Raw genomic sequence first — 18,270 nt, forward strand, 5'->3', positions numbered from 1 at the left:
TTTACAAAGCGGACGAATGAGGGATCATCGGGGGACGAGGTCGGTGATGACCCAGTTCTCGCCTTCGCGTTCAGCGGTGACCGAAAGCTGCGCCGCGGCCGTCGTCGACGAATTGTTGTCGGCCCTTGTCGCCGCTTGATCGAGGAATACCAGCAGCCTCGCTTTACCGCCGCCGAGTTCCTGGACGGCGGATGAGGAGACGCGGGTCGTGAGGACGAGTTTCTGTGCCGGTGCCTTTTCCCGGACTTGGGCGAACAACTGGTTGTACGACTCCAGCGCCTTACCTCTCAGCGCCGAAGCGGCCGCCTTTTCGGTGACGTCGGTCCGGTCGTAGGAATAGGAGAAGATCTTGTTGAGCGCCACCGTCACCGCGGAGTTCACCTCGGCCGTCGCGCCGACGTCGGTGAGCGCGGTGTTGGCCGCCGACGGCGCCGCCGAGATCGACCTCGCCTCCAGCGTGAACCACGCGCCCGCCGCCACCAGTACGGCCGCCGCGACCAGCAGGATCAGCGGCGGCTTCGGGCGGCGCGACGGCTTCTCGGCGACGACTTCGGGTTCGGCTTCGGGTTCGACGGAAGCGTCGGCCGTGGCGGTCATCGCGCACCCACCGGGAGCTGGTCGAGCGCGCTGAGCTTCCAGCCCTCGCCGGTCCTGGTCAGCCCGGCGGCGAACCGGTTGCGCTTCGTCGTCGGCGCCGCGCCTTCCTTCGCCATGGTGATCTCCACCGAAGCCAGCATCTTGGCCGTTCCGGCGTGGTCGTCCAGTTCGCTGATGGCCGCGTCCAGCACCTTGCCCGTCGAGACCGTCGCGTCCTTGGTCAGGGTCTGCTTGGTCGCGTCGTCGGTCTTGCCAAGCTGATCGCGCAGCGGGCCGGTGGACGCGGCGAGCCAGTCGGCGATGCCCTGGTCGACCCGATGGTGATCGAGGCTGGTCAGCCGGGCGACGAGTTCACGTCCGCTCTTCAGCGCTTCGTCACGCGAGTTCCCGTAGGCCACCGCCGTCGAACCCGTCGCGGTGAACCAGGTGTACCCGGCCCATCCCGCGAACGCGCAGGCCGCGGCGAACACGGCGATCGCGATCTTCAGTTGCGCAGCCACAACATCTCCTCGAGGCTGGTGGACGTCGGCTGGCCGTCGGCGCCGAAGCCGCCGGGGATCGCGGCGGGCGGGACGCCGCCCTTCGGCGCGTTCTGCGAGCCGCGGACCGAACTCGGGTTGCCCTTGTCGAGCGTGCACGCGGCACCGGTGTTGAACGGCAGCGGCGCGAGGTCCGCGCTGCTGCGGGTCTTCGTGCCCTCGTAGCCCTTGGTGCAGGGCATCGGGTCGAAGAAGGTCAGTACCAGTTCGATCTTCCCGGACTGCTCGTCGACGGAGGCGTCGACCGCGGACACCGCCTTCGGGGTGTTGATCAGCAGCTGCCGGAGGCCGTCGGTGCGCGCGGAGAACACCTGCGACGTGGTGAGCAGGTTCGCCAGCAGGATCGGCAGGCCCGGCTCGTTGTCCCGCAACAGCCCGGAGAGCTGGGTCGCCGCTTCGGGCGCGGTCGTGATCAGCCGTCGCAGGTCACCGTCCGAACGGGACAGCTGTTCGGCGAACTGCTTGGCGTTGCCGCTGAACTGCCGCCAAGCCTGTGACGAGTCGACTTGGGTCTTCAGCACGGTCGAGCCGTCGGTGAGCAGGCTCTCCGTCTGCGGCAGGTGATCGGCGGCCTGTTTGGTGAAGTCGGTGGTGGAATCCAGCAGCACCTGCAGGTTCGCGCCGGAACCGCGCAGGGCGTTGTCGAGTTCGTCGACCACGGTCCGCAGATCCTCGGTCGGCACGGACGCGGTCAGCGAGTCCAGATCGGTCAGCAGATGCTGCACCGGTAGCGGCACACTCGTCGCCTCGCGCGGGATGACCGAACCTTCGGCGAGGAACGGCCCGTCGCCGGTCCGCGGCTGCAGGTCGACGAACTGCTCGCCGACCGCGGACCGGTTCGCCACGACCGCCCGCGAGTTCGCCGGGATCCGCGGCGCGTCGTCGTCGATCAGGAGATCCGCTTCCATGCCGCCGGCGGTGAGCCGCAGTTCGCCGACCCGGCCGACGGCGACGCCGCGATAGGTCACCTCGCCGTTGGTGAACAGGCCGCCGCCGTCGGTCAGCGCGAGCTTCACGGTGTACCCGCTCGCCCCGAAGAGCCGGTCGAGCCCCGCGTAGTTGGCGCCGACGAACGCCGTCGTCGCCAGCGCGAGGACGACGAACGCGATCACCTGGATCCGGACACGGGCGGTGAGCATCAGCTACCTCCGGAGGACGGCAGCGGCAGGGTCGGGAGGTCCGGCGGGACGCCTTCGCCCGGTGGTGGGAGTTCGACGCCCGGTGCGGGGATCATCGAGGCGTAGACGTTCAGGTAGTCGCCCTTGATCCCGTCGCGGACGGCGTCGGTGAACGGGAACGTCGGCAGGATCTCCAGCGATTTGGGCAGGTTCTCGCCGGCGTCGGCCAGCCGTTTGAGGATCGGCGCGAGCGCGGTGAGGTCCGCGACGAGGTCGGCCTTGCTCTTCTTGATCACGTCGACGCCGACCCCGGAAAGCCGGTCCAGCGCCTGCAGCATCGAGACGAGCTGTGTGCGCTGGTCGGAAAGGCTCTGAAGACCGGGGGTGAGGTCGGTGAGCGCGCCTTCGACCTGCTTCTTCCGGTTGGCCAGTGTCGCCGAGAGCTGGTTGAGCCCGTCGAGCGCCGAGGTGATCTCCGACCGATGCGAGTCCAGATTGGACACCAGCTGTTCCACAGTGGACAGGAAGGAGCGGATCTCCTCCTCGTTGCCGTCCATCACCTTCGACAGCTCGCGGTTGATGGTCTGCAACTGGCCGATCCCGCCGCCGTTGAGCAGCAGGGACAGCGCGCCGAAGACCTCCTCGAACTCCGGGTTGCGGTTCGTGCTCGCGACCGGGATCACCCCACCGTCGCCCAGCCTGCCTTCGGCCCTCGCCGCGCTCGGGGCGAGCTCGATGAACTTCTCGCCGAGCAGGCTGGACTGCCGCAGCCGCGCGATGGCGTTGGCGGGCAGGTGGACGTCGCCGTTGAGCGCCAAAACGGTCTCGGCCGTCCAGCCGTCCTCGCCGAGCTGGATCTTCTCGACCCGGCCGACCGGTACGTCGCCCACCTTCACCGCGGCCTGCGGGACCAGGTCGAGTACGTCGGCGAACTGCACGGTCACCCGGTACGGATGGTCACCGATATCCGCGCCGCCGGGCAGCGGCAGGTCGTAGACGCCCTTGAAATCGGAGGAACAGGCGGTGAGCGCGACACAGCACGCGGCGAGTACGGCGATCGACCGTTTCGTGGCCATCAGCGCCCCCCGGTGTAGGTGTCGCCGGCGACCGGCAGCGGGAGCGGGGCGTATTCGAGCATGTTGCCGCGGCTCTGCAGCTTCCCGGTCTTCGGGTCGACGGCGCCGAGCACGTTCGTCACCGCCAGCGGGATCGTGTCGAGGGTTTCGGCCAGCGCGGCGCGTTTGTCGACCAGCGTCCCCGTTGTCACCGCGAGCTTGTCCACATTGGACTTGATCAGCGCGCGGTTGTCCTTGATGAACTGCTGGATCTCCGCCAGGGCGCCGCCGAGGCCGTTGAGCGCGCGGGCGAGTTCGTCCTTGTTCTGCGCCAACGTGCCGGTCACCGAAGCGAGCTGCTTGTTGACCTCGCTGACGTTCCGGTCGTTGGTCGCCAGCATCGAGGTGAACCGCTGAAGCTCGTCGACGGTGGCGAACAGGTTCTGCGAGTTGCCGGACAAGGTCCTCGCGAGGTCGGCGAAGTTGCGCACCGAATCGTTGAACGGCTTTCCGTTGCCCTGCAGGTTCTTCGCGCCGGTGCGCAGCAATTCCGAAAGCGCACCGTCGGCGTTCGCGCCCTTGGGGCCGAGCGCCTTGGCGAGAGTGTCGAGGCTGGAGTAGAGCTGGTCGAGTTCCACCGGCGTGCCGGTGCGCTCCACCGGGATCACCGCGCCGTCGTCCAGCCGGTTCCCGGCGCGGGTGAGCTTGGTGAACTGGACGTACCGGTCGGCCACCACGCTCGGCGCCACGACCAGCACGTTGGTGTCGGCCGCGATCGGCGTCGACCCGTCGACGGTCAGGACGACCTTGACCTGTTCCCCTTCCGGGGTCACCGATTCGACCTGGCCGACCCGGACGCCGAGCACCCGCACGTCCGATCCACTGTAGACACCGACCGCCCGCGAGAAGTACACCGTGACGCGGTCGAGCCCGTTGCCGGAGAAGATCCACCAGAGACCGCCGACGACGGCCAGCGCGAGTACCAGTGCCAGGGTGACGAAGCGGCTGGTCATCGGCCACCTCCCGGGATCTTCGGCAGGCACGGGTCCCGGTTCTCCGGGACGAGCCCGCACAGGTAGCTGTCCACCCAGCGTCCGTTGCCGAGCGAGTTGTTCACCACACGGAAGTACGGCGCGGCGAGGTCCAGGCTCTTGGCGAGATTGTCGTTCTGCCGCTGCAGGATGTCGGTCACCTCTCCGAGCCGGGCGAGCGCGCCGCCGAGCTGGTCCTTGTTGTCCTTCACCAGGCCCGAAAGCTGGGTGGCGAGCTCCTGCGAGCCGGTCAGCAGGTCGTGGATCGCCTGTCGCCGGTTGTCCAGTTCGGTCAGCAGCAGGTTGCCGTCCGAGAGGAGTTTGGCGAAGTCGTCGTTCGAGTTCGCGAGCGTCGTGGTGAGCCCGTGCGCGTTCGACAGCAGGCTGGCGAGCTCGTTGTCCCTGGAGGACACCGTCTTCGACAGCGACGTCAGCCCTTCGAGCGCCTTCTTGATGTGCTCGGGCGAGTTCTTGAACGTGTCGCTGAGTGTGGTGAAGCTTTCCGCGAGCTGATCCGTGTCGATCGCGCCCGCAGTGTCGGCCAGCCCGTTGAACGCCTCGGTGACGTCGTAGGGCGTCACGGTCCTGGTGCGCGGGATGACCTGCTTCGGGTTCTGCACCGTCTCGCCGGTCGGGCGGAGCGCGAGGAACTTCCGGCCGAGCAGGGTCTTGATCTTGATCTCGGCGGCGGTCTTGTCGCCGACCCAGGCGTCCTTGACCCGGAAGCTGACCACCACGTGGTCTTCGGCGAGCCGGACGTCGCTCACCGTGCCGACCTTGATCCCGGCGATGCGGACCTCGTCGTCGGCCTGCAAGCCCGCCGCTTCGGAGAATTCGGCTTGGTAGGTGGTCCCCGAGCCGACGATCGGCAGGGCCTCGTAGTTGAGCGTCGCGGTCAGCAGCCCGGCGGCGATGACGCTGCCGACGACACCGATGACGATCGGATTCCGCTCCTTGAAGGGTTTCACGCCGTGCACCTCTCCGCCGTCGCCGGGACCCCGCGCGGAGGTTTGGTCTGCAGCACGGACGAGCACAGGTAGAAGTTCATCCACGATCCGTAGGAGCCGATCCGGCCCAGTTCGTTCAGTTTCCCCGGGAGCACGGTCAGGACGCGGTCGACTTCGGCCTTGGCCTCGTCGGTGGTCAGCTGACCGGCCAGCAGGCCGAGCCCCTCGATGCTGTCCTTGAGCGGTTTCCTGCCCTGTTCGAGCAGACCGGCCGTGGCGGTGGTGAGGTCGGCGAGCCCGGAGACGGCCTCCCCGATCTCGGTGCGGTCACCGGCGAGGCCGGACACCAGCTCCTTCAGCGTGGAGACCAGAGTGGACAGTGCGTCACCCTTGCCGTTGATGCTCTTCAGCACGGTGTCCAGATTCGTGATCACGTCACCGATCACCTTGTCACGGCCGGCGAGCGTGGTGGTCAGCGAACCGGTGTGCGCCAGGAGGCTTTCCACCGTGCCGCCTTCGCCCTGAAGCACCTGGACGATCTCGCCGGAGAGCTGGTTGACGTCCTTGGGGGAGAGGGCCTGGAACAGTGGTTTGAAGCCGTTGAACAGTTCCGTGAGATCCAGCGCGGGCGTCGTGCGCTCCAGCGGGATCTCCGCTCCGGGCGCCAGGGTCTCGCGGGTGCCCTTGCCCCGTTCGAGCGCGATGTAGCGCTGGCCGACCATGTTGCGGTACTTGATCACCGCGTTCACGTCGGCGGGCAGACTGCGCTGCGAGTCGAGGGAGAACCGGACGCGGGCCAGGCTGTGGTCGGCGATCTCGAGTTCCGCGATCTGGCCGACCCGCACCCCGGAGATCCGGACGTCGTCGCCGACGTTCAGCGACGTCGCGTCGAGGAACTTGGCGCTGTAGGTCTTGGTGTCGCCTAGGCCGGTGTTCGTGATGGACACCGCCAGCAGCACCGTGGCCAGCGTCGTGACGACGACGAAGATCAGCCCCTTGATCAGCGGGCTCACGAAGTTCCTCATCGCACGGTCACCTCCGTACCCCGGTAGAGCGGCCCGACGAGCACGCTGCCCCATGCGGGGACCTGGTTGGCAGGGACACCGATCGAGGGCGCGACCAGCGTGGAGATCAGTTCCCGTTCCTGCGGCGAGTTCGCCAGGCCGAGGTCGCCCTGCGCGCCGGGGAGCCCCGCGGTCTTCTCACCGGTCGCCACGATCCCCTGGCCCATCAGGCCGTTCGTCGGATAACAGCGCGGTTCGCCGGTGGCGTTGTAGACCGGGTCGTCCTTGCCCGGCACGTACTTGCCGCGGGGCTGGCTGACGATGATCTCCGCGTGCAGCCCGGGTTCGTCCGTGCCGGCGCCCAGCACCTTGTCCATCTGCGGCTTGAGCTTGGCGAGCGCGTCCAGCGTGCAGGCGAAACTCGGCGAGTACTTCGCGCCGACCTCCAGCGGTGCCCTGCTGTCGGCGGCGAGCGCGATGATGTTGGCGCGGTTGTTGAGGAGGAACGTCGTGACGTGCTGGGAGGACGCCGTCACCTGCTGGTACACCGTCGCCAGTTCGGCACGTTTCTCCTTGACGGTGTCGAGGGTGACCGCCGAGGCGCTCAGCGCGTCGAGCAGGTCCGGCGCGATGTCGCCGTACAGCTTCGTGACCGTGGCGAGGTCGCGGATGTTGTCGTTCAGCTTCGGGAGGTTCGGGTTGAAGTCCTTCAGATAGGCGGCCGCGGTGGCGAGTGTGTCGCCGATCTGGTCGCCGCGACCTTCCAGCGCGGTGGCGACCGTGGTCAGCGTGGTGGCGAGCTTCTGCGGCTGCACCGCCTTGAGCAGCGGCAACAGATTGTCGAAGACGCGCTCGAGTTCGATCGCGTTGGCCGAGCGGTCCTGGGTGATCACGTCGCCCGCGCTCAACGGTCCGGCGGGTGATCCGTCCGGAATGGACAGTTGCACGTACCGCTCACCGAACAGGGTCTTCGGCACGAGCAGCGCGGACACGTTCTTCGGCAGCTGCGAAACCTTGCCGGGCTCCATGGCCAGGTCGATCTCCGCGCCACCCGGCGTCGCGCGGACGTCGCGGATCTCGCCGACCACCACGCCGCGTGCCTTGACCTGCCCGCCCGTGCGCAACTGGTTGCCGACCCGGTCCGCCTGCAGCGTCACCGGCACGGATTCGACGAAATCCTTCCGGTAGATCTTGATCGACAGCAGCACGAAGGCGGACATCACCACGAGGAACAGCACCCCGGCGGTCCTGACCCCGGCCTTGCGCAGCCCGCGCCGGCTCATCCGGCCACCTGCACCGTCGTGGTCGCGCCCCAGATCGCGAGGCTGAGGAAGAAGTCCAGCACGCTGACCGCCACGATCGCGGTCCGCACCCCGCGCCCGACGGCGACACCGACCCCTGCCGGGCCGCCGCTCGCGCGGAAGCCGTAATAACAGTGGGCGAGCACGATCACGACACTGAACACCAGCACCTTGCCGAACGACCACAGCACGTCGCCCGGTGGCAGGAACAGCAGGAAGTAATGGTCGTAGGTGCCCGCGGACTGGCCGTAGAACCAGACGGTGATCTGGCGTGACGCGAGATACGAGGTCAGCAGGCCGATCGCGTACAACGGGATGACCGCGAGGAACCCCGCGATGATCCGGGTGGTCACCAGGTACGGGACGCTGGGGATGCCCATCACTTCCAGCGCGTCGATCTCCTCGGAGATGCGCATCGCGCCCAGCTGTGCGGTGAAGCCGCAGCCCACGGTGGCCGACAGGGCCAGCCCGGCCACGAGCGGCGCGATCTCGCGGGTGTTGAAGTACGCGGAAACGAACCCGGCGAACGCCGACGTGCCGACCTGGTTGAGCGCCGAGTAACCCTGGAGCCCGACGACCGTGCCGGTGAACACGGTCATCCCGATCATCACGCCGATCGTGCCGCCGATGACCGCCAGCGCGCCGCTGCCGAAGCTGACTTCGGCCAGCAGGCGGGTGATCTCGCGGAGATAGCGGCGCAGCGCGCGCGGCACCCAGGCGAGTGCCTTGAGGAAGAAGAGGATCTGGTCGCCGAGCGTGTCCAGGAACCCGAACCGGCGGTCCACGGCCTCGCGGACCCGTTCCGCGCGTTTGGGGGGAGTCGTCGTGACCATCAGCTGCCCTTCGCCGGGACGAGCTGCAGGTAAAGCGTCGTCAGCACGAGGTTCAACAGGAACAGGAGCAGGAACGTGATCACCACGGATTGGTTCACCGCGTCACCGACGCCTTTCGGGCCGCCTTTCGGATTGAGCCCGCGATAAGAGGCGACGATCGCCGCGACGAAACCGAAGATGACCGCCTTGATCTCGCTGATCCAGAGGTCCGGCAGTTGCGCGAGAGCGGAGAAACTGGCCAGATACGCACCCGGTGTCCCGTTCTGCATGATGACGTTGAAAAAATAGCCGCCGAGGACGCCGACCACGCTGACCATTCCGTTCAGGAATGCGGCGACCCCCATCGCGGCGAGCACCCTCGGCACGATCAGGCGCTGGATCGGGGAGACCCCGAGCACCTCCATCGCGTCGATCTCCTCACGGATCGTGCGCGACCCGAGGTCCGCGCACATCGCCGACCCGCCGGCCCCCGCGATCAGCAACGCCGTCACGATCGGGCTGGCCTGCTGGATGATCGCCAGCACACTGGCCGCGCCGGTGAAGGACTGCGCGCCGATCTGCGCGGTCAGCGAACCGATGTGCAACGCGATCACCGCGCCGAACGGGATCGCGACCAGCGCCGTCGGCAAAATCGACACACTCGCGATGAACCAGAACTGCTGGATCAGCTCGCGGGCCTGGAACGGCCGCCGGAAGGTCAGGCGGACGACGTCGAGACCGAGTGAGTAGAGCCTGCCGGTCTCCCGGAGCGCACCCGCGCCGGGGAATGAGGGTGCGTTAGTCCGGACGCCCACGCCGACCCTCCAGTTTTCCGGGCACGGCGAATACACCCCAGCTTGCGCAATTCCTTTGCTCCGAATGGCGGAACGGAATCGTTGAATAGGGTCAACGGGGTGTTACCGTGCTGTTTGCTACTGGTCGGTACGCTAATCACGTGCCTGCCTGGTGACAAGAACTTCGGTGTGATCAAGACGTCACGTCCTGGTAACCGGTGAATTCTTGTTCTTTTGTGACAAAGGCGAACGGGGATCTTGTCCGTTCTTTCGTGCTCGGCGGCGCGTTGGTCCATTCGTGGCCCGCTATGCCGCCTTCACGGAACCAGCCTGGGGTGCCAAGTGTCGTGAAGGTCCGTGAGGGCCTCCTTCCCTACCCTCAAGGTAGGCAAGGAGGCCCTCACGGCGCGCCGCCGGCGGGCCTGCGGACGCCATGAACGGTCCTTTACTTGCAAATTTTGCAAGTAAAGGACCGTTCATGGCACCGGGACCGCCCGTCAGCGCGCCAGGTCGGCCACCAACTCGTAAGACCGCACCCGGTCCGCCTGGTCGTGCACCATGGTCGTGATCATCAGCTCGTTCGCGCCCGTGTCGGCGAGCAGTGTCTCGAGTCCCTTGTGGACGGTCTCGGGCGAGCCGATGATGCTGCTCGCGGCCCGGTCCTCGATGAACACGCGCTCGATGTCGGTGTACGGGTAGGCCGCGGCCTCTTCCGGCGTCGGAAGCGGGATGGGGCGGCCCTTGCGCAGGCTGAGGAAGGTCAGTCCGCTGGGGGCGGCCAGGTACTGGGCGCGCTCGTCGGTCTCGGCGGCGACCACGGAGACGCCGAGCATCACGTACGGCTCGTCCAGGACGTCCGACGGTTTGAACGCGTCGCGGTAGAGCGCCACGGCGGGAAGCGTGTTCTCGGCGCTGAAGTGGTGCGCGAACGAGAACGGCAGGCCGAGTTCGCCCGCCATCCGCGCGCTGAAGCCGCTCGACCCGAGCAGCCACACCGGCGGCTTGTTGCCTTCGGCGGTCACGGCGTTGACCGCGCGCTGGTCGGAGTGCTCGAAGTAGGCCAGCAGTTCCGCGAACTGTTGCGGGAAGTTCTCCGCGGAGAGTCCGCCGGGGCCGCGCAGCGCCAGCGCGGTCCGCTGGTCGGTGCCCGGCGCGCGCCCGATGCCGAGGTCGATCCGGCCGGGGTGGAAGGCCTCCAGGGTGCCGAACTGCTCGGCCACCACCAGTGGCGCGTGGTTCGGCAGCATGACCCCGCCGGAGCCGACCCGGATGCGTTCGGTGGCGGCGGCGACCTGGCCGATCATCACGGCGGTCGCGGAGCTGGCGATCCCGGGCATGTTGTGGTGCTCGGCGAGCCAGTACCGGTGATAGCCGAGCGCCTCGGTCCGGCGCGCGAGGTCGAGGGTGTTGCGCAGTGAGTCGCTCACGCCGCCCCCGGCCACGACGGGCGAGAGGTCGAGCACGGACAGCGGGATGTCAGGCAAAGAGGTCACGCATCGGTACAACGCGGCGGGCACCCGATCCCTTCCCGTGACGTCGAGCACCTGTCAATCGATCGAAATTAACCGACTCGATGTACCCGGTACTCGGCGGAGTTCCCCCGTTTCCAAGGTACGGTTGCCCCCGAATGCGACCGTGGGAAAACCACTGAAAAGAAAGGATTAAGGGTGCCGCGTCCGGAGCGACCTTTGGACCCAGGGGACGATCCGTTACTGGAGTTCGCCGCCGATCTCCGGCGTCTGCGGGAGAAGGCCGGAAATCCGACGTACCGCGAGCTGGGCAGGCGTGCCCATTACTCCGCGGGCACCCTCTCCGAAGCGGCCGGCGGGAAGAAGATGCCCAGCTTGGCGGTGACGTTGGCCTATGTCCGGGCGTGCGACGGCCCCGAGGAGGAGTGGGAGGCCCGCTGGCACGACGTGACCGAGCGGACGCGCACCGGAGTCAGCGATTCACCGGTTGCTCCACTGAATGGGGAATCTGCCCCTTATATCGGTCTGACCGCATTCGGGGCGGCTGACGCGAGCCGATTCTTCGGTCGCGAACGACTCGTCCGAAAACTCGTCACTAGGCTTTCGGACCAACGATTCTTGGCGGTTCTGGGCGCTTCCGGTTCCGGTAAGTCGTCCTTGCTCCGGGCGGGTCTGCTCCCGGCGGCGGGCGAGACGTCCGTGACCCTGCTGATGACTCCCGGTTCACGGCCGCTGCAGGAGTGCGCCGTCCAGTTCGGCGCCCCGCTCGGGCTCGCGCCCGGCGGGCTGCTCGCCGAGTTCACCGGACATCCGCGCAACCTCGGCCTCGCCGCCCGTCAGCTGGTCGCCGACCGCGAGGGTGACGTTGTGCTGGTCGTCGACCAGTTCGAAGAGGTCTTCACGCTGTGCCAGGACGTCGACGAGCGGGCCGCCTTCCTGTCCGCGCTCGTCACCGCGACGACCGAACCGGAGAGCCGGACCAGGGTCGTCCTCGGCATCCGCACCGACTTCTACACGCACTGCGCGCGGCATCCCGAGCTGGTCGAGGCCATGCAGGACGCGCAGATCCTCGTCGGCCCGATGAGCACCGAAGAGCTGCGGCAGGCGATCTCACGGCCGGCCATCGACGCCGGGTACCGCGTCGAGAACGCGCTGGTCTCGCGGCTCGTCGCCGACGCGACCGGGCAGCCCGGCGTCCTGCCGCTGCTCTCGCACGCGTTGCTGGAGACCTGGCGCCGCCGCCACGGCAACACCCTCACCCTCACCGGCTACGAATCCAGCGGCGGGATCGAACGGTCGGTCGCGCAGACCTCCGAGCACACCTTCACCGCGCTGAGCGAGCACCAGCAACGGCTGGCGAACCAGATCTTCCTGCGGATGACCGCGCTCGGCGAAGGCACCGAGGACACCAAACGCCGCATCACCCGCGACGAGGTGGACGCGGACGACCCGGACGTCGCCGTCGTGCTGGACAGGCTGGCGTCGTCGCGGCTGGTCACCCTCGACGACAACGGCATCGAGATCGCGCACGAGGCGCTGATCCGGGGCTGGCCGCGCCTCCGTGAATGGCTCGCCGAAGACCGTGAAGGCCTGCGCGTGCACCGTCAGCTCACCGAGGCGACCGACGCGTGGGAATCGGTCGGCCACGACGACGGCTGGCTCTACCGCGGCGCTCGGCTGTCCATCGCCAGGGAGTGGGCGGGGGAGCACGACAGCGCGCTTTCCCAGCGTGAACGCCGGTTCCTCGACGCGAGCGTGGCGATCGAGAACCACGAACAGACCGTCGCGCGGCGACGCACCAGGAGGTTGCGCCAGCTGGTCGCACTCCTGGCCGTGCTGCTGGTGCTGGCGACGGCCGCGATGGCGTACGCCGTGCGAGCCGAACAGACCGCGACGAGCCAGCGCAACAACGCCCTCGCGCAGAAGGTCGCCGGGCAGGCCATCGAGATGCGGCCGACGAATCCGGCGCTGGCCGCGCAGCTCGCGCTGGCGGCATACCGCGTCGATCCGAGTGTGGACACCCGCGGCAGCGTCCTCGGGATGTTCGAGTCGCCGTACTCGACCCGGGTCAGCGGCCACGGCCACCGCGTCAACGCGGCCGCCCTGCGCGGCGACGGCCAGGTGATGGTGACCGGCAGCTGGGACCACACGGCCAAGCTCTGGGACGTCGGCGATCCCCATCGCCCGCGGGAACTGGCCACCTTGTCCGGGCACACCGAGAACGTCAACTCGGTGGCGTTCGGCGCCGCCGTGGTCGCGACGGCGGGCTGGGACAAGACCGTGCGGCTGTGGAACGTCGCCGATCCGGCGAAACCCGGGCCGGGCGTGGTGGCCGGGGAGCATCCGAGCCGGGTCAACGCGGTGGCGTTCAGCCCGAAGGCGGCGGTGCTCGCCACCGCGGACGGCGGCGGCACGGTGCGCCTGTTCGACGTCCGCGATCCCGCGAAACCGGTGCTCGCGGCCACCCTCACCGGCCACACCGGCAACGTCAACGGTCTCGCGTACGCCCCCGACGGGCGAACGCTCGTCTCGACCGGCGCCGACAAGACCGCGCGGTTGTGGGACGTCGCCGACCCGCTCAAGACCAAGCCACTCGGCGTGGTGAACGGGCACACGGCCGGGGTCCACTCCGCGACGTTCGGCCCGGACGGCCGGACACTCGCCACCGCGAGCATCGACCAGACGGCACGGCTGTGGAACGTCGCCGACCCGATGGCGCCGACGCCGCTGGGGACGATGGCCGCGCACAGGACCATCGTGCGGTCCGTGGCGTTCAGCCCGGACGGGACGACGTTGGTCACCACTGGTTTCGACCGCGCCGCGCGGCTGTGGGACATCACCGATCCGGCGAAGCCGCGCGAGAAACCGGCGCTCGTCGGGCATACCGCGGCCGTGGTCTGGGCGGTGTTCTCGCCGGACGGCCGCACACTGGTGACCGCGAGCGACGACCAGACGGTGCGGCTGTGGGATCTGCCGGGGCCCGCGATCAGCGGCCCGGCGAGGTCGGCCTGCCGGGCGGTCTACAGCTCCGACGGGAAACTGCTGGCCACCGGCAGTCAGGACGGCGCGGTGCGCCTGGTCGACGTCGCCGACACCCGGAACCCGCGTGAGCTCGGCAAGATCGCGGGCTTCGGCCAAGGTGTCTGCGGTCTCGCGTTCAGTCCGGACGGCCGGACGCTCGCCGCCGGCTCCTGGGACCACACGATGCGGCTGATCGACGTCACCGATCCGCGGAAGCCGGTCGACACCGGCGTCTTCTACCGGCCGGAGGAGGAGATCGACCCGGTCGCGTTCAGTCCGGACGGCCGGACGCTCGCGACCGCGGGCAGCGGGCACACGGTGAAACTGTGGGACGTGGCCGACATCCGGCGGCCCGTCGAACTCGCGACCCTCACCGGGCACGAGGACGACGTCCATTCGATCGCGTTCAGTCCGGACGGCCGCACCGTGCTGAGCGGCGGCTGGGACCACACCGCGCGGCTGTGGGACGTCTCGATGGCGAAGGCGCCGAAGCAGCTTTCGGTGCTGGAGGGACATTCCGACACGGTGTTCTCGGTGGCCTACAGCCCGGACGGAAAACTCGCCGCCACCGGGAGCGCCGATCGCACCGGCAGGCTGTGGGACGTGACGAATCCGGCGGCTCCCCGGCAGGCGGCGCTGCTGTCCGGGCACACGGACAACGTCATCTCGGTCGCGTTCGGCGGGGACGGGAAGACGCTCGCGACCGGCAGCTACGACCGGTCCGTGCGACTATGGGATGTCTCCGATCCCGGAGCGGTCCGGGAATCGGCGAACCTGAACGACGACGTCGATCGGGTCAACGCGGTGGCGTTCGCTCCCGACGGGCACACCCTCGCGGGCTCCGTCGCGGACGGCAGCGTGCGGTTGTGGGAAACCAGCCCCGAACGGGCCGCCGAACGCATCTGCGCGACCGTGTACCCGCGGATCACGCCCGAAGAGTGGGAACAACACCTGCCGGGGCTCGATTACCGGCCTCCGTGCCCGTGACCACGGCCGATTCGTTGTTCGGCGTTGTTGTTCGGTGGAACGGCCGTGACACCGAACAACGAAGAGGCGCTAGAAATACCCCTGGACGTGCGATGCGTCCCCACATCGTTCACTCACCGGGGGTCTGAAGGGCTCCTTCAGGGCATTCACCAGTGTCCTGAAGGAGCCCTTCAGCTTTTTGTGACGCACGCGTTTAGTCCTCTGGATGCGGTACTTGCACACGCAACTACCGCATCCAGAGGACTAAACGCGTAGGGGGTCAGGCGGCCGGGATCCAGTCCGGGTTCGAGGCCAGGACGGTCAGCTGCTGGGTCGCGCGGGTCAGCGCGACGTACAGCACGCGGCGTCCGGTGGTCGACTCCGTGATGAGGTCGTTGGGCTCCACCAGGACGACGGCGTCGTATTCGAGGCCCTTGGAGTCGAGGCTGCCGACGACCTTGAGCCGCTCGTCCGAAAGTTCGGCGAGCCAGCCTTCGACCTCGGGCACCCGGTCCATGGCGGTGATCACGCCGACGGTGCCCTCGACGGCCCCCATCAGCTCCTTCACCGCGGCCTGCGTCGCCGCCTCCAGCCCGGCGGCCTCGACCGGCCGGACCTCCGGCGTGATGCCGGTCTGCCGCACCGCGCGCGGGAGCTCGTCGGCCTCGGCGTGCCCGGCGACGACCTTCGCGGCCAGGTCGAAGATCTCCGCCGAGTTCCGGTAGTTGGTGCGCAGGGTGAACCGGCGCCGCGTCGTCTTGAGCCCGAAGGCCTGGTCACGCGCCATCGCGGCCTCGGCCGGATCCGGCCACGAACTCTGAACCGGGTCGCCGACCACGGTCCAGCTCGCGTACTTCCCGCGCCGCCCGACCATCCGCCACTGCATCGGCGAGAGGTCCTGCGACTCGTCGACGACCACGTGCGAGTACTCGTCGTAGTGCTGGGGCCGGGTCGGGGCGCCGCCGCGTTCCGGGTTGACCTCGATGGTCTGCCTGCCCTTGCGCCGCTTCGGCGGCTCGCCGATCAGGACGCGCAGCTCGTCGAGCAGTGCGACGTCGGCGATGGTCCAGCCGCGCGAACGGTCGGCGAAGTCGGCCGCGAGCAGGCTGATCTCGTTGCGGTTGAGCAGGCCCTTCGCCGCGGCGGCGAGCCGCTTCTCCACGCCGAGCCACCGCAGGATCTGCGCCGGGTACAGGACCGGCCACCAGACCACCAGGAACCGGTGGAACTCGATGCGCTCGCCGAGTTCGCTGATCAGCTCGGCCTTGTCGATCTGACGGCCGTCGTCCTTCGCGTGCTGGTCGGCCTTCGCGGCGAGCGCGTCGAGCAGCAGTTCGGCGGCGCGGATCCGTGACCGGTTCGGCGGCCCGCCCGCGGTGTGCACCTTGCGGCGCACCTTGTCGAGTTCGCGCGCGTTCAGCCGCAGCACCTCGCCGCGGTAGACCATCTTCATGTCCTCGGGCGCATCCTCCGGCGTGTCCCGCAGCGCGCGCAGCAGGATCTTGCGCATCCGCAGCGATCCCTTGATCGCCGCCAGCGGCGCCGGATCCTGACGGGTGGCTTCGAGGCCGTCGAGGACCTCGCCGAGCGCGCGCAGCTCGACGTTCGTCTCACCCATCGACGGCAGCACCCGCGAGATGTAGCTGGTGAACACCCCGGACGGGCCGATCACCAGCACGCCCGCGCCGCCGAGCTGGCGGCGGTGGCGGTAGAGCAGGTACGCCGCGCGGTGCAGCGCGACCGCGGTCTTGCCGGTGCCGGGGCCGCCGGTGATCTCCGTGACCCCGCGCCACGGCGCCCGGATGACCTCGTCCTGCTCCTTCTGGATGGTGGCGACGATGTCCCGCATCTTCTCGCCGCGCGAGCGCCCGAGCGCGGCCATCAGCGCGCCTTCGCCGACGATCTGCATGTTCTCGGGGACCGCGTCGGCGATCAGGACGTCGTCGTCGACGTCGAGCACGTTCTGGCCGGAGCACCGGATCACCCGGCGCCGGACGACGTCCATCGGCTCCTCGGCCGTCGCCTGGTAGAACGCCGCCGCCGCGGGCGCGCGCCAGTCGGTGACGAGGTTGTCGAACTCGGCGTCGCGGATGCCGAGACGGCCGACGTAGATGTGGTCGTTGTCGAGATGGTCGAGCCTGCCGAAGACCAGGCCTTCGTACTCCGCGTCGAGGGTCTGCAGGGTCTGATTGGCGTGATACACCATCATGTCCCGTTCGAACAGCATCGACGCCTGCTCGAAGATCGCTTCCCGCCCGGCGCCATGGCCGATTTCATAGCCCTTGGTACGCATGGCCTCAGCCTGGGCTCGCAATTCGGCGAGCCGGGTGTAGACCGTGTCCACATGGGCTTGCTCGATGGCGATCTCGGCCCGTCTGACCCGAGGTTCGGACACGCAACGCTCCTAAACGCTTCTATCGCCTCCGAGGGCGAAGGACGACTCTACGCGAGCTGGGCGGCGGCTTCACCAAGTCCCGGCCAACGTCACGGCCGAAGGCGTTGAGGCACGATGCTCCAATGACCAGGATCGTGGCGGGGACCGCGGGCGGCAGGCGGTTGAAGGTCCCTCCGAAGGGCACGCGGCCGACGTCGGAACGCGTGCGCGAGGCGCTGTTCAACGCGCTGGAGGTCGCCAGCGAGCTGCAGGGGGCCCAGGTCCTCGACCTTTACGCCGGTTCGGGCGCGCTCGGGCTGGAGGCGTTGTCCCGCGGCGCGTCGGGCGCGCTGTTCGTCGAACACGACCGGCGCGCGGTCGAAGTGCTCAAGGGGAACGTCGCCACGCTGGGGCTCGGCGGCACGGTCCGGGCCGGGACCGTCGAGTCCGTCGTCGCCGCTCCGGCGCCGGAAACGTTCGACATCGTCCTCGCGGATCCGCCGTACGCTGTCGATTCCACCCGCCTGGGGGAGGTCATGGCCGCGCTCGCGGCGGGCCGGTGGGTCGTGGACGGGGCGCTGGTGGTGATCGAACGGGCCGCGCGGGACGGCGAACCGGACTGGCCGCCCGGCTTCGAACCGATGCGCACGAAGCGCTACGGCGACACCGCGCTCTACTGGGCGGAGTATCAGGTGTGAGACGGCGCACTGATGAACGCGCAGGGGTCCCTTCTCCTTGGTAGCGTCCGCGCATGCGGCGTGCGGTCTGTCCCGGGTCCTACGACCCGGCCACCAATGGACATCTCGACATCATCGAGCGGGCGGCCAAGCTGTTCGACGAGGTCGTCGTCGCGGTGGGGGTGAACAAGAGCAAGAAAGGCCTGTTCACCACCGAGGAGCGGATGGACATGCTGCGCGAGATCACCGCGAAGCTGCCGAACGTGCGCGTCGACTCGTGGCAAGGCCTCCTGGTCGACTACTGCCGCGAGAACGACATCATCGCGGTCGCGAAGGGGCTGCGTTCGGTCAGCGACTTCGACTACGAGCTCCAGATGGCGCAGATGAACCGTGAGCTGACCGGGCTCGAAACCCTGCTGATGGCGAACAACCCGGCGTACGGGTTCGTGTCGAGCTCGCTGGTCAAAGAGGTCTCCGCGCTCGGGGGCGACATCGAGCACCTCGTCCCGCCGATAGTGTTCAAACGCCTCATGGAGAAGCACTCCGAACGAGGTTGACCCGAACG

15 protein-coding genes are annotated in these 18,270 nt (G+C 68.5%); 3 read left to right on the plus strand and 12 right to left on the minus strand.

Annotation, left to right across the window (positions count from 1 at the left end; genetic code table 11):
- Positions 1-24 precede the first annotated feature (24 nt).
- The 11 genes from DMH03_RS15085 to DMH03_RS15135 all read right to left on the minus strand — a co-directional run bounded on the left by DMH03_RS15085 (position 25) and on the right by DMH03_RS15135 (position 10,691).
- Positions 25-597, minus strand: a complete 573-nt coding sequence (locus DMH03_RS15085) for a hypothetical protein (protein WP_125792581.1) — start codon at positions 595-597, stop codon at positions 25-27.
- Complete coding sequence (locus tag DMH03_RS15090) at positions 594-1,097, minus strand: hypothetical protein (RefSeq protein WP_125792582.1); 504 nt, start codon at positions 1,095-1,097, stop codon at positions 594-596. Before DMH03_RS15090 ends, DMH03_RS15085 begins: the two co-directional genes overlap by 4 nt.
- The gene (locus tag DMH03_RS15095) at positions 1,082-2,275 is read right to left on the minus strand and encodes an MCE family protein (protein WP_125792583.1); all 1,194 of its coding nucleotides are present in this window, start codon (positions 2,273-2,275) and stop codon (positions 1,082-1,084) included. The genes DMH03_RS15090 and DMH03_RS15095 overlap by 16 nt, the downstream gene beginning before the upstream one ends.
- Positions 2,275-3,330, minus strand: coding sequence for an MCE family protein (locus DMH03_RS15100; RefSeq protein ID WP_125792584.1), 1,056 nt, complete (start codon positions 3,328-3,330; stop codon positions 2,275-2,277). The genes DMH03_RS15095 and DMH03_RS15100 overlap by 1 nt, the downstream gene beginning before the upstream one ends.
- Positions 3,330-4,322 carry an MCE family protein gene (locus DMH03_RS15105; protein WP_125792585.1) on the minus strand — a complete coding sequence of 331 codons (993 nt, stop codon included), beginning with the start codon at positions 4,320-4,322 and terminating at the stop codon, positions 3,330-3,332. The genes DMH03_RS15100 and DMH03_RS15105 overlap by 1 nt, the downstream gene beginning before the upstream one ends.
- A complete protein-coding gene (locus DMH03_RS15110; RefSeq protein WP_125792586.1) occupies positions 4,319-5,308 on the minus strand; it encodes an MCE family protein in 990 nt (329 codons plus the stop codon). Before DMH03_RS15110 ends, DMH03_RS15105 begins: the two co-directional genes overlap by 4 nt.
- A complete protein-coding gene (locus tag DMH03_RS15115) occupies positions 5,305-6,312 on the minus strand; it encodes an MCE family protein (protein WP_125792587.1) in 1,008 nt (335 codons plus the stop codon). The genes DMH03_RS15110 and DMH03_RS15115 overlap by 4 nt, the downstream gene beginning before the upstream one ends.
- Positions 6,309-7,574 carry an MCE family protein gene (locus DMH03_RS15120; protein WP_125792588.1) on the minus strand — a complete coding sequence of 422 codons (1,266 nt, stop codon included), beginning with the start codon at positions 7,572-7,574 and terminating at the stop codon, positions 6,309-6,311. The genes DMH03_RS15115 and DMH03_RS15120 overlap by 4 nt, the downstream gene beginning before the upstream one ends.
- Complete coding sequence (locus DMH03_RS15125) at positions 7,571-8,425, minus strand: ABC transporter permease (RefSeq protein ID WP_125792589.1); 855 nt, start codon at positions 8,423-8,425, stop codon at positions 7,571-7,573. Before DMH03_RS15125 ends, DMH03_RS15120 begins: the two co-directional genes overlap by 4 nt.
- Positions 8,425-9,219, minus strand: a complete 795-nt coding sequence (locus tag DMH03_RS15130; RefSeq protein ID WP_037311541.1) for an ABC transporter permease — start codon at positions 9,217-9,219, stop codon at positions 8,425-8,427. Before DMH03_RS15130 ends, DMH03_RS15125 begins: the two co-directional genes overlap by 1 nt.
- Positions 9,220-9,695: 476 nt before the next feature.
- The gene (locus DMH03_RS15135; protein WP_199746407.1) at positions 9,696-10,691 is read right to left on the minus strand and encodes an LLM class flavin-dependent oxidoreductase; all 996 of its coding nucleotides are present in this window, start codon (positions 10,689-10,691) and stop codon (positions 9,696-9,698) included.
- 195 nt (positions 10,692-10,886) lie between these two features.
- Between DMH03_RS15135 and DMH03_RS15140 the strand changes: the two genes are divergently transcribed.
- A complete protein-coding gene (locus tag DMH03_RS15140; protein ID WP_158633091.1) occupies positions 10,887-14,675 on the plus strand; it encodes a helix-turn-helix domain-containing protein in 3,789 nt (1,262 codons plus the stop codon).
- Positions 14,676-14,934: 259 nt separating this feature from the next.
- Here DMH03_RS15140 and DMH03_RS15145 read toward each other — a convergent pair whose 3' ends face one another.
- A complete protein-coding gene (locus DMH03_RS15145) occupies positions 14,935-17,049 on the minus strand; it encodes an AAA family ATPase (RefSeq protein WP_125792590.1) in 2,115 nt (704 codons plus the stop codon).
- A gap of 122 nt (positions 17,050-17,171) precedes the next feature.
- On the opposite strand from DMH03_RS15145, the gene rsmD reads away from it, so the two are divergent.
- Both rsmD and coaD read left to right on the plus strand, forming a co-directional pair.
- Positions 17,172-17,726 carry a 16S rRNA (guanine(966)-N(2))-methyltransferase RsmD gene (gene rsmD / locus DMH03_RS15150; RefSeq protein ID WP_199748876.1) on the plus strand — a complete coding sequence of 185 codons (555 nt, stop codon included), beginning with the start codon at positions 17,172-17,174 and terminating at the stop codon, positions 17,724-17,726.
- 53 nt (positions 17,727-17,779) lie between these two features.
- A complete protein-coding gene (coaD, locus tag DMH03_RS15155) occupies positions 17,780-18,262 on the plus strand; it encodes a pantetheine-phosphate adenylyltransferase (RefSeq protein ID WP_125792591.1) in 483 nt (160 codons plus the stop codon).
- Positions 18,263-18,270: the final 8 nt, after the last annotated feature.

This window comes from Amycolatopsis sp. WAC 01376 (assembly GCF_003947415.1).
Classification (GTDB): Bacteria; Actinomycetota; Actinomycetes; order Mycobacteriales; family Pseudonocardiaceae; genus Amycolatopsis.

Bases quoted from the DNA above. Each gene is read 5' to 3' on its own strand.
- coaD (WP_125792591.1), top strand. From the start codon at position 17,780: ATGCGGCGTGCGGTCTGTCCCGGGTCCTACGACCCGGCCACCAATGGA.
- DMH03_RS15085 (WP_125792581.1), bottom strand. From the start codon at position 597: ATGACCGCCACGGCCGACGCTTCCGTCGAACCCGAAGCCGAACCCGAA.
- DMH03_RS15105 (WP_125792585.1), bottom strand. From the start codon at position 4,322: ATGACCAGCCGCTTCGTCACCCTGGCACTGGTACTCGCGCTGGCCGTC.
- DMH03_RS15095 (WP_125792583.1), bottom strand. From the start codon at position 2,275: ATGCTCACCGCCCGTGTCCGGATCCAGGTGATCGCGTTCGTCGTCCTC.
- DMH03_RS15125 (WP_125792589.1), bottom strand. From the start codon at position 8,425: ATGGTCACGACGACTCCCCCCAAACGCGCGGAACGGGTCCGCGAGGCC.
- DMH03_RS15115 (WP_125792587.1), bottom strand. From the start codon at position 6,312: ATGAGGAACTTCGTGAGCCCGCTGATCAAGGGGCTGATCTTCGTCGTC.
- rsmD (WP_199748876.1), top strand. From the start codon at position 17,172: ATGACCAGGATCGTGGCGGGGACCGCGGGCGGCAGGCGGTTGAAGGTC.
- DMH03_RS15100 (WP_125792584.1), bottom strand. From the start codon at position 3,330: ATGGCCACGAAACGGTCGATCGCCGTACTCGCCGCGTGCTGTGTCGCG.
- DMH03_RS15120 (WP_125792588.1), bottom strand. From the start codon at position 7,574: ATGAGCCGGCGCGGGCTGCGCAAGGCCGGGGTCAGGACCGCCGGGGTG.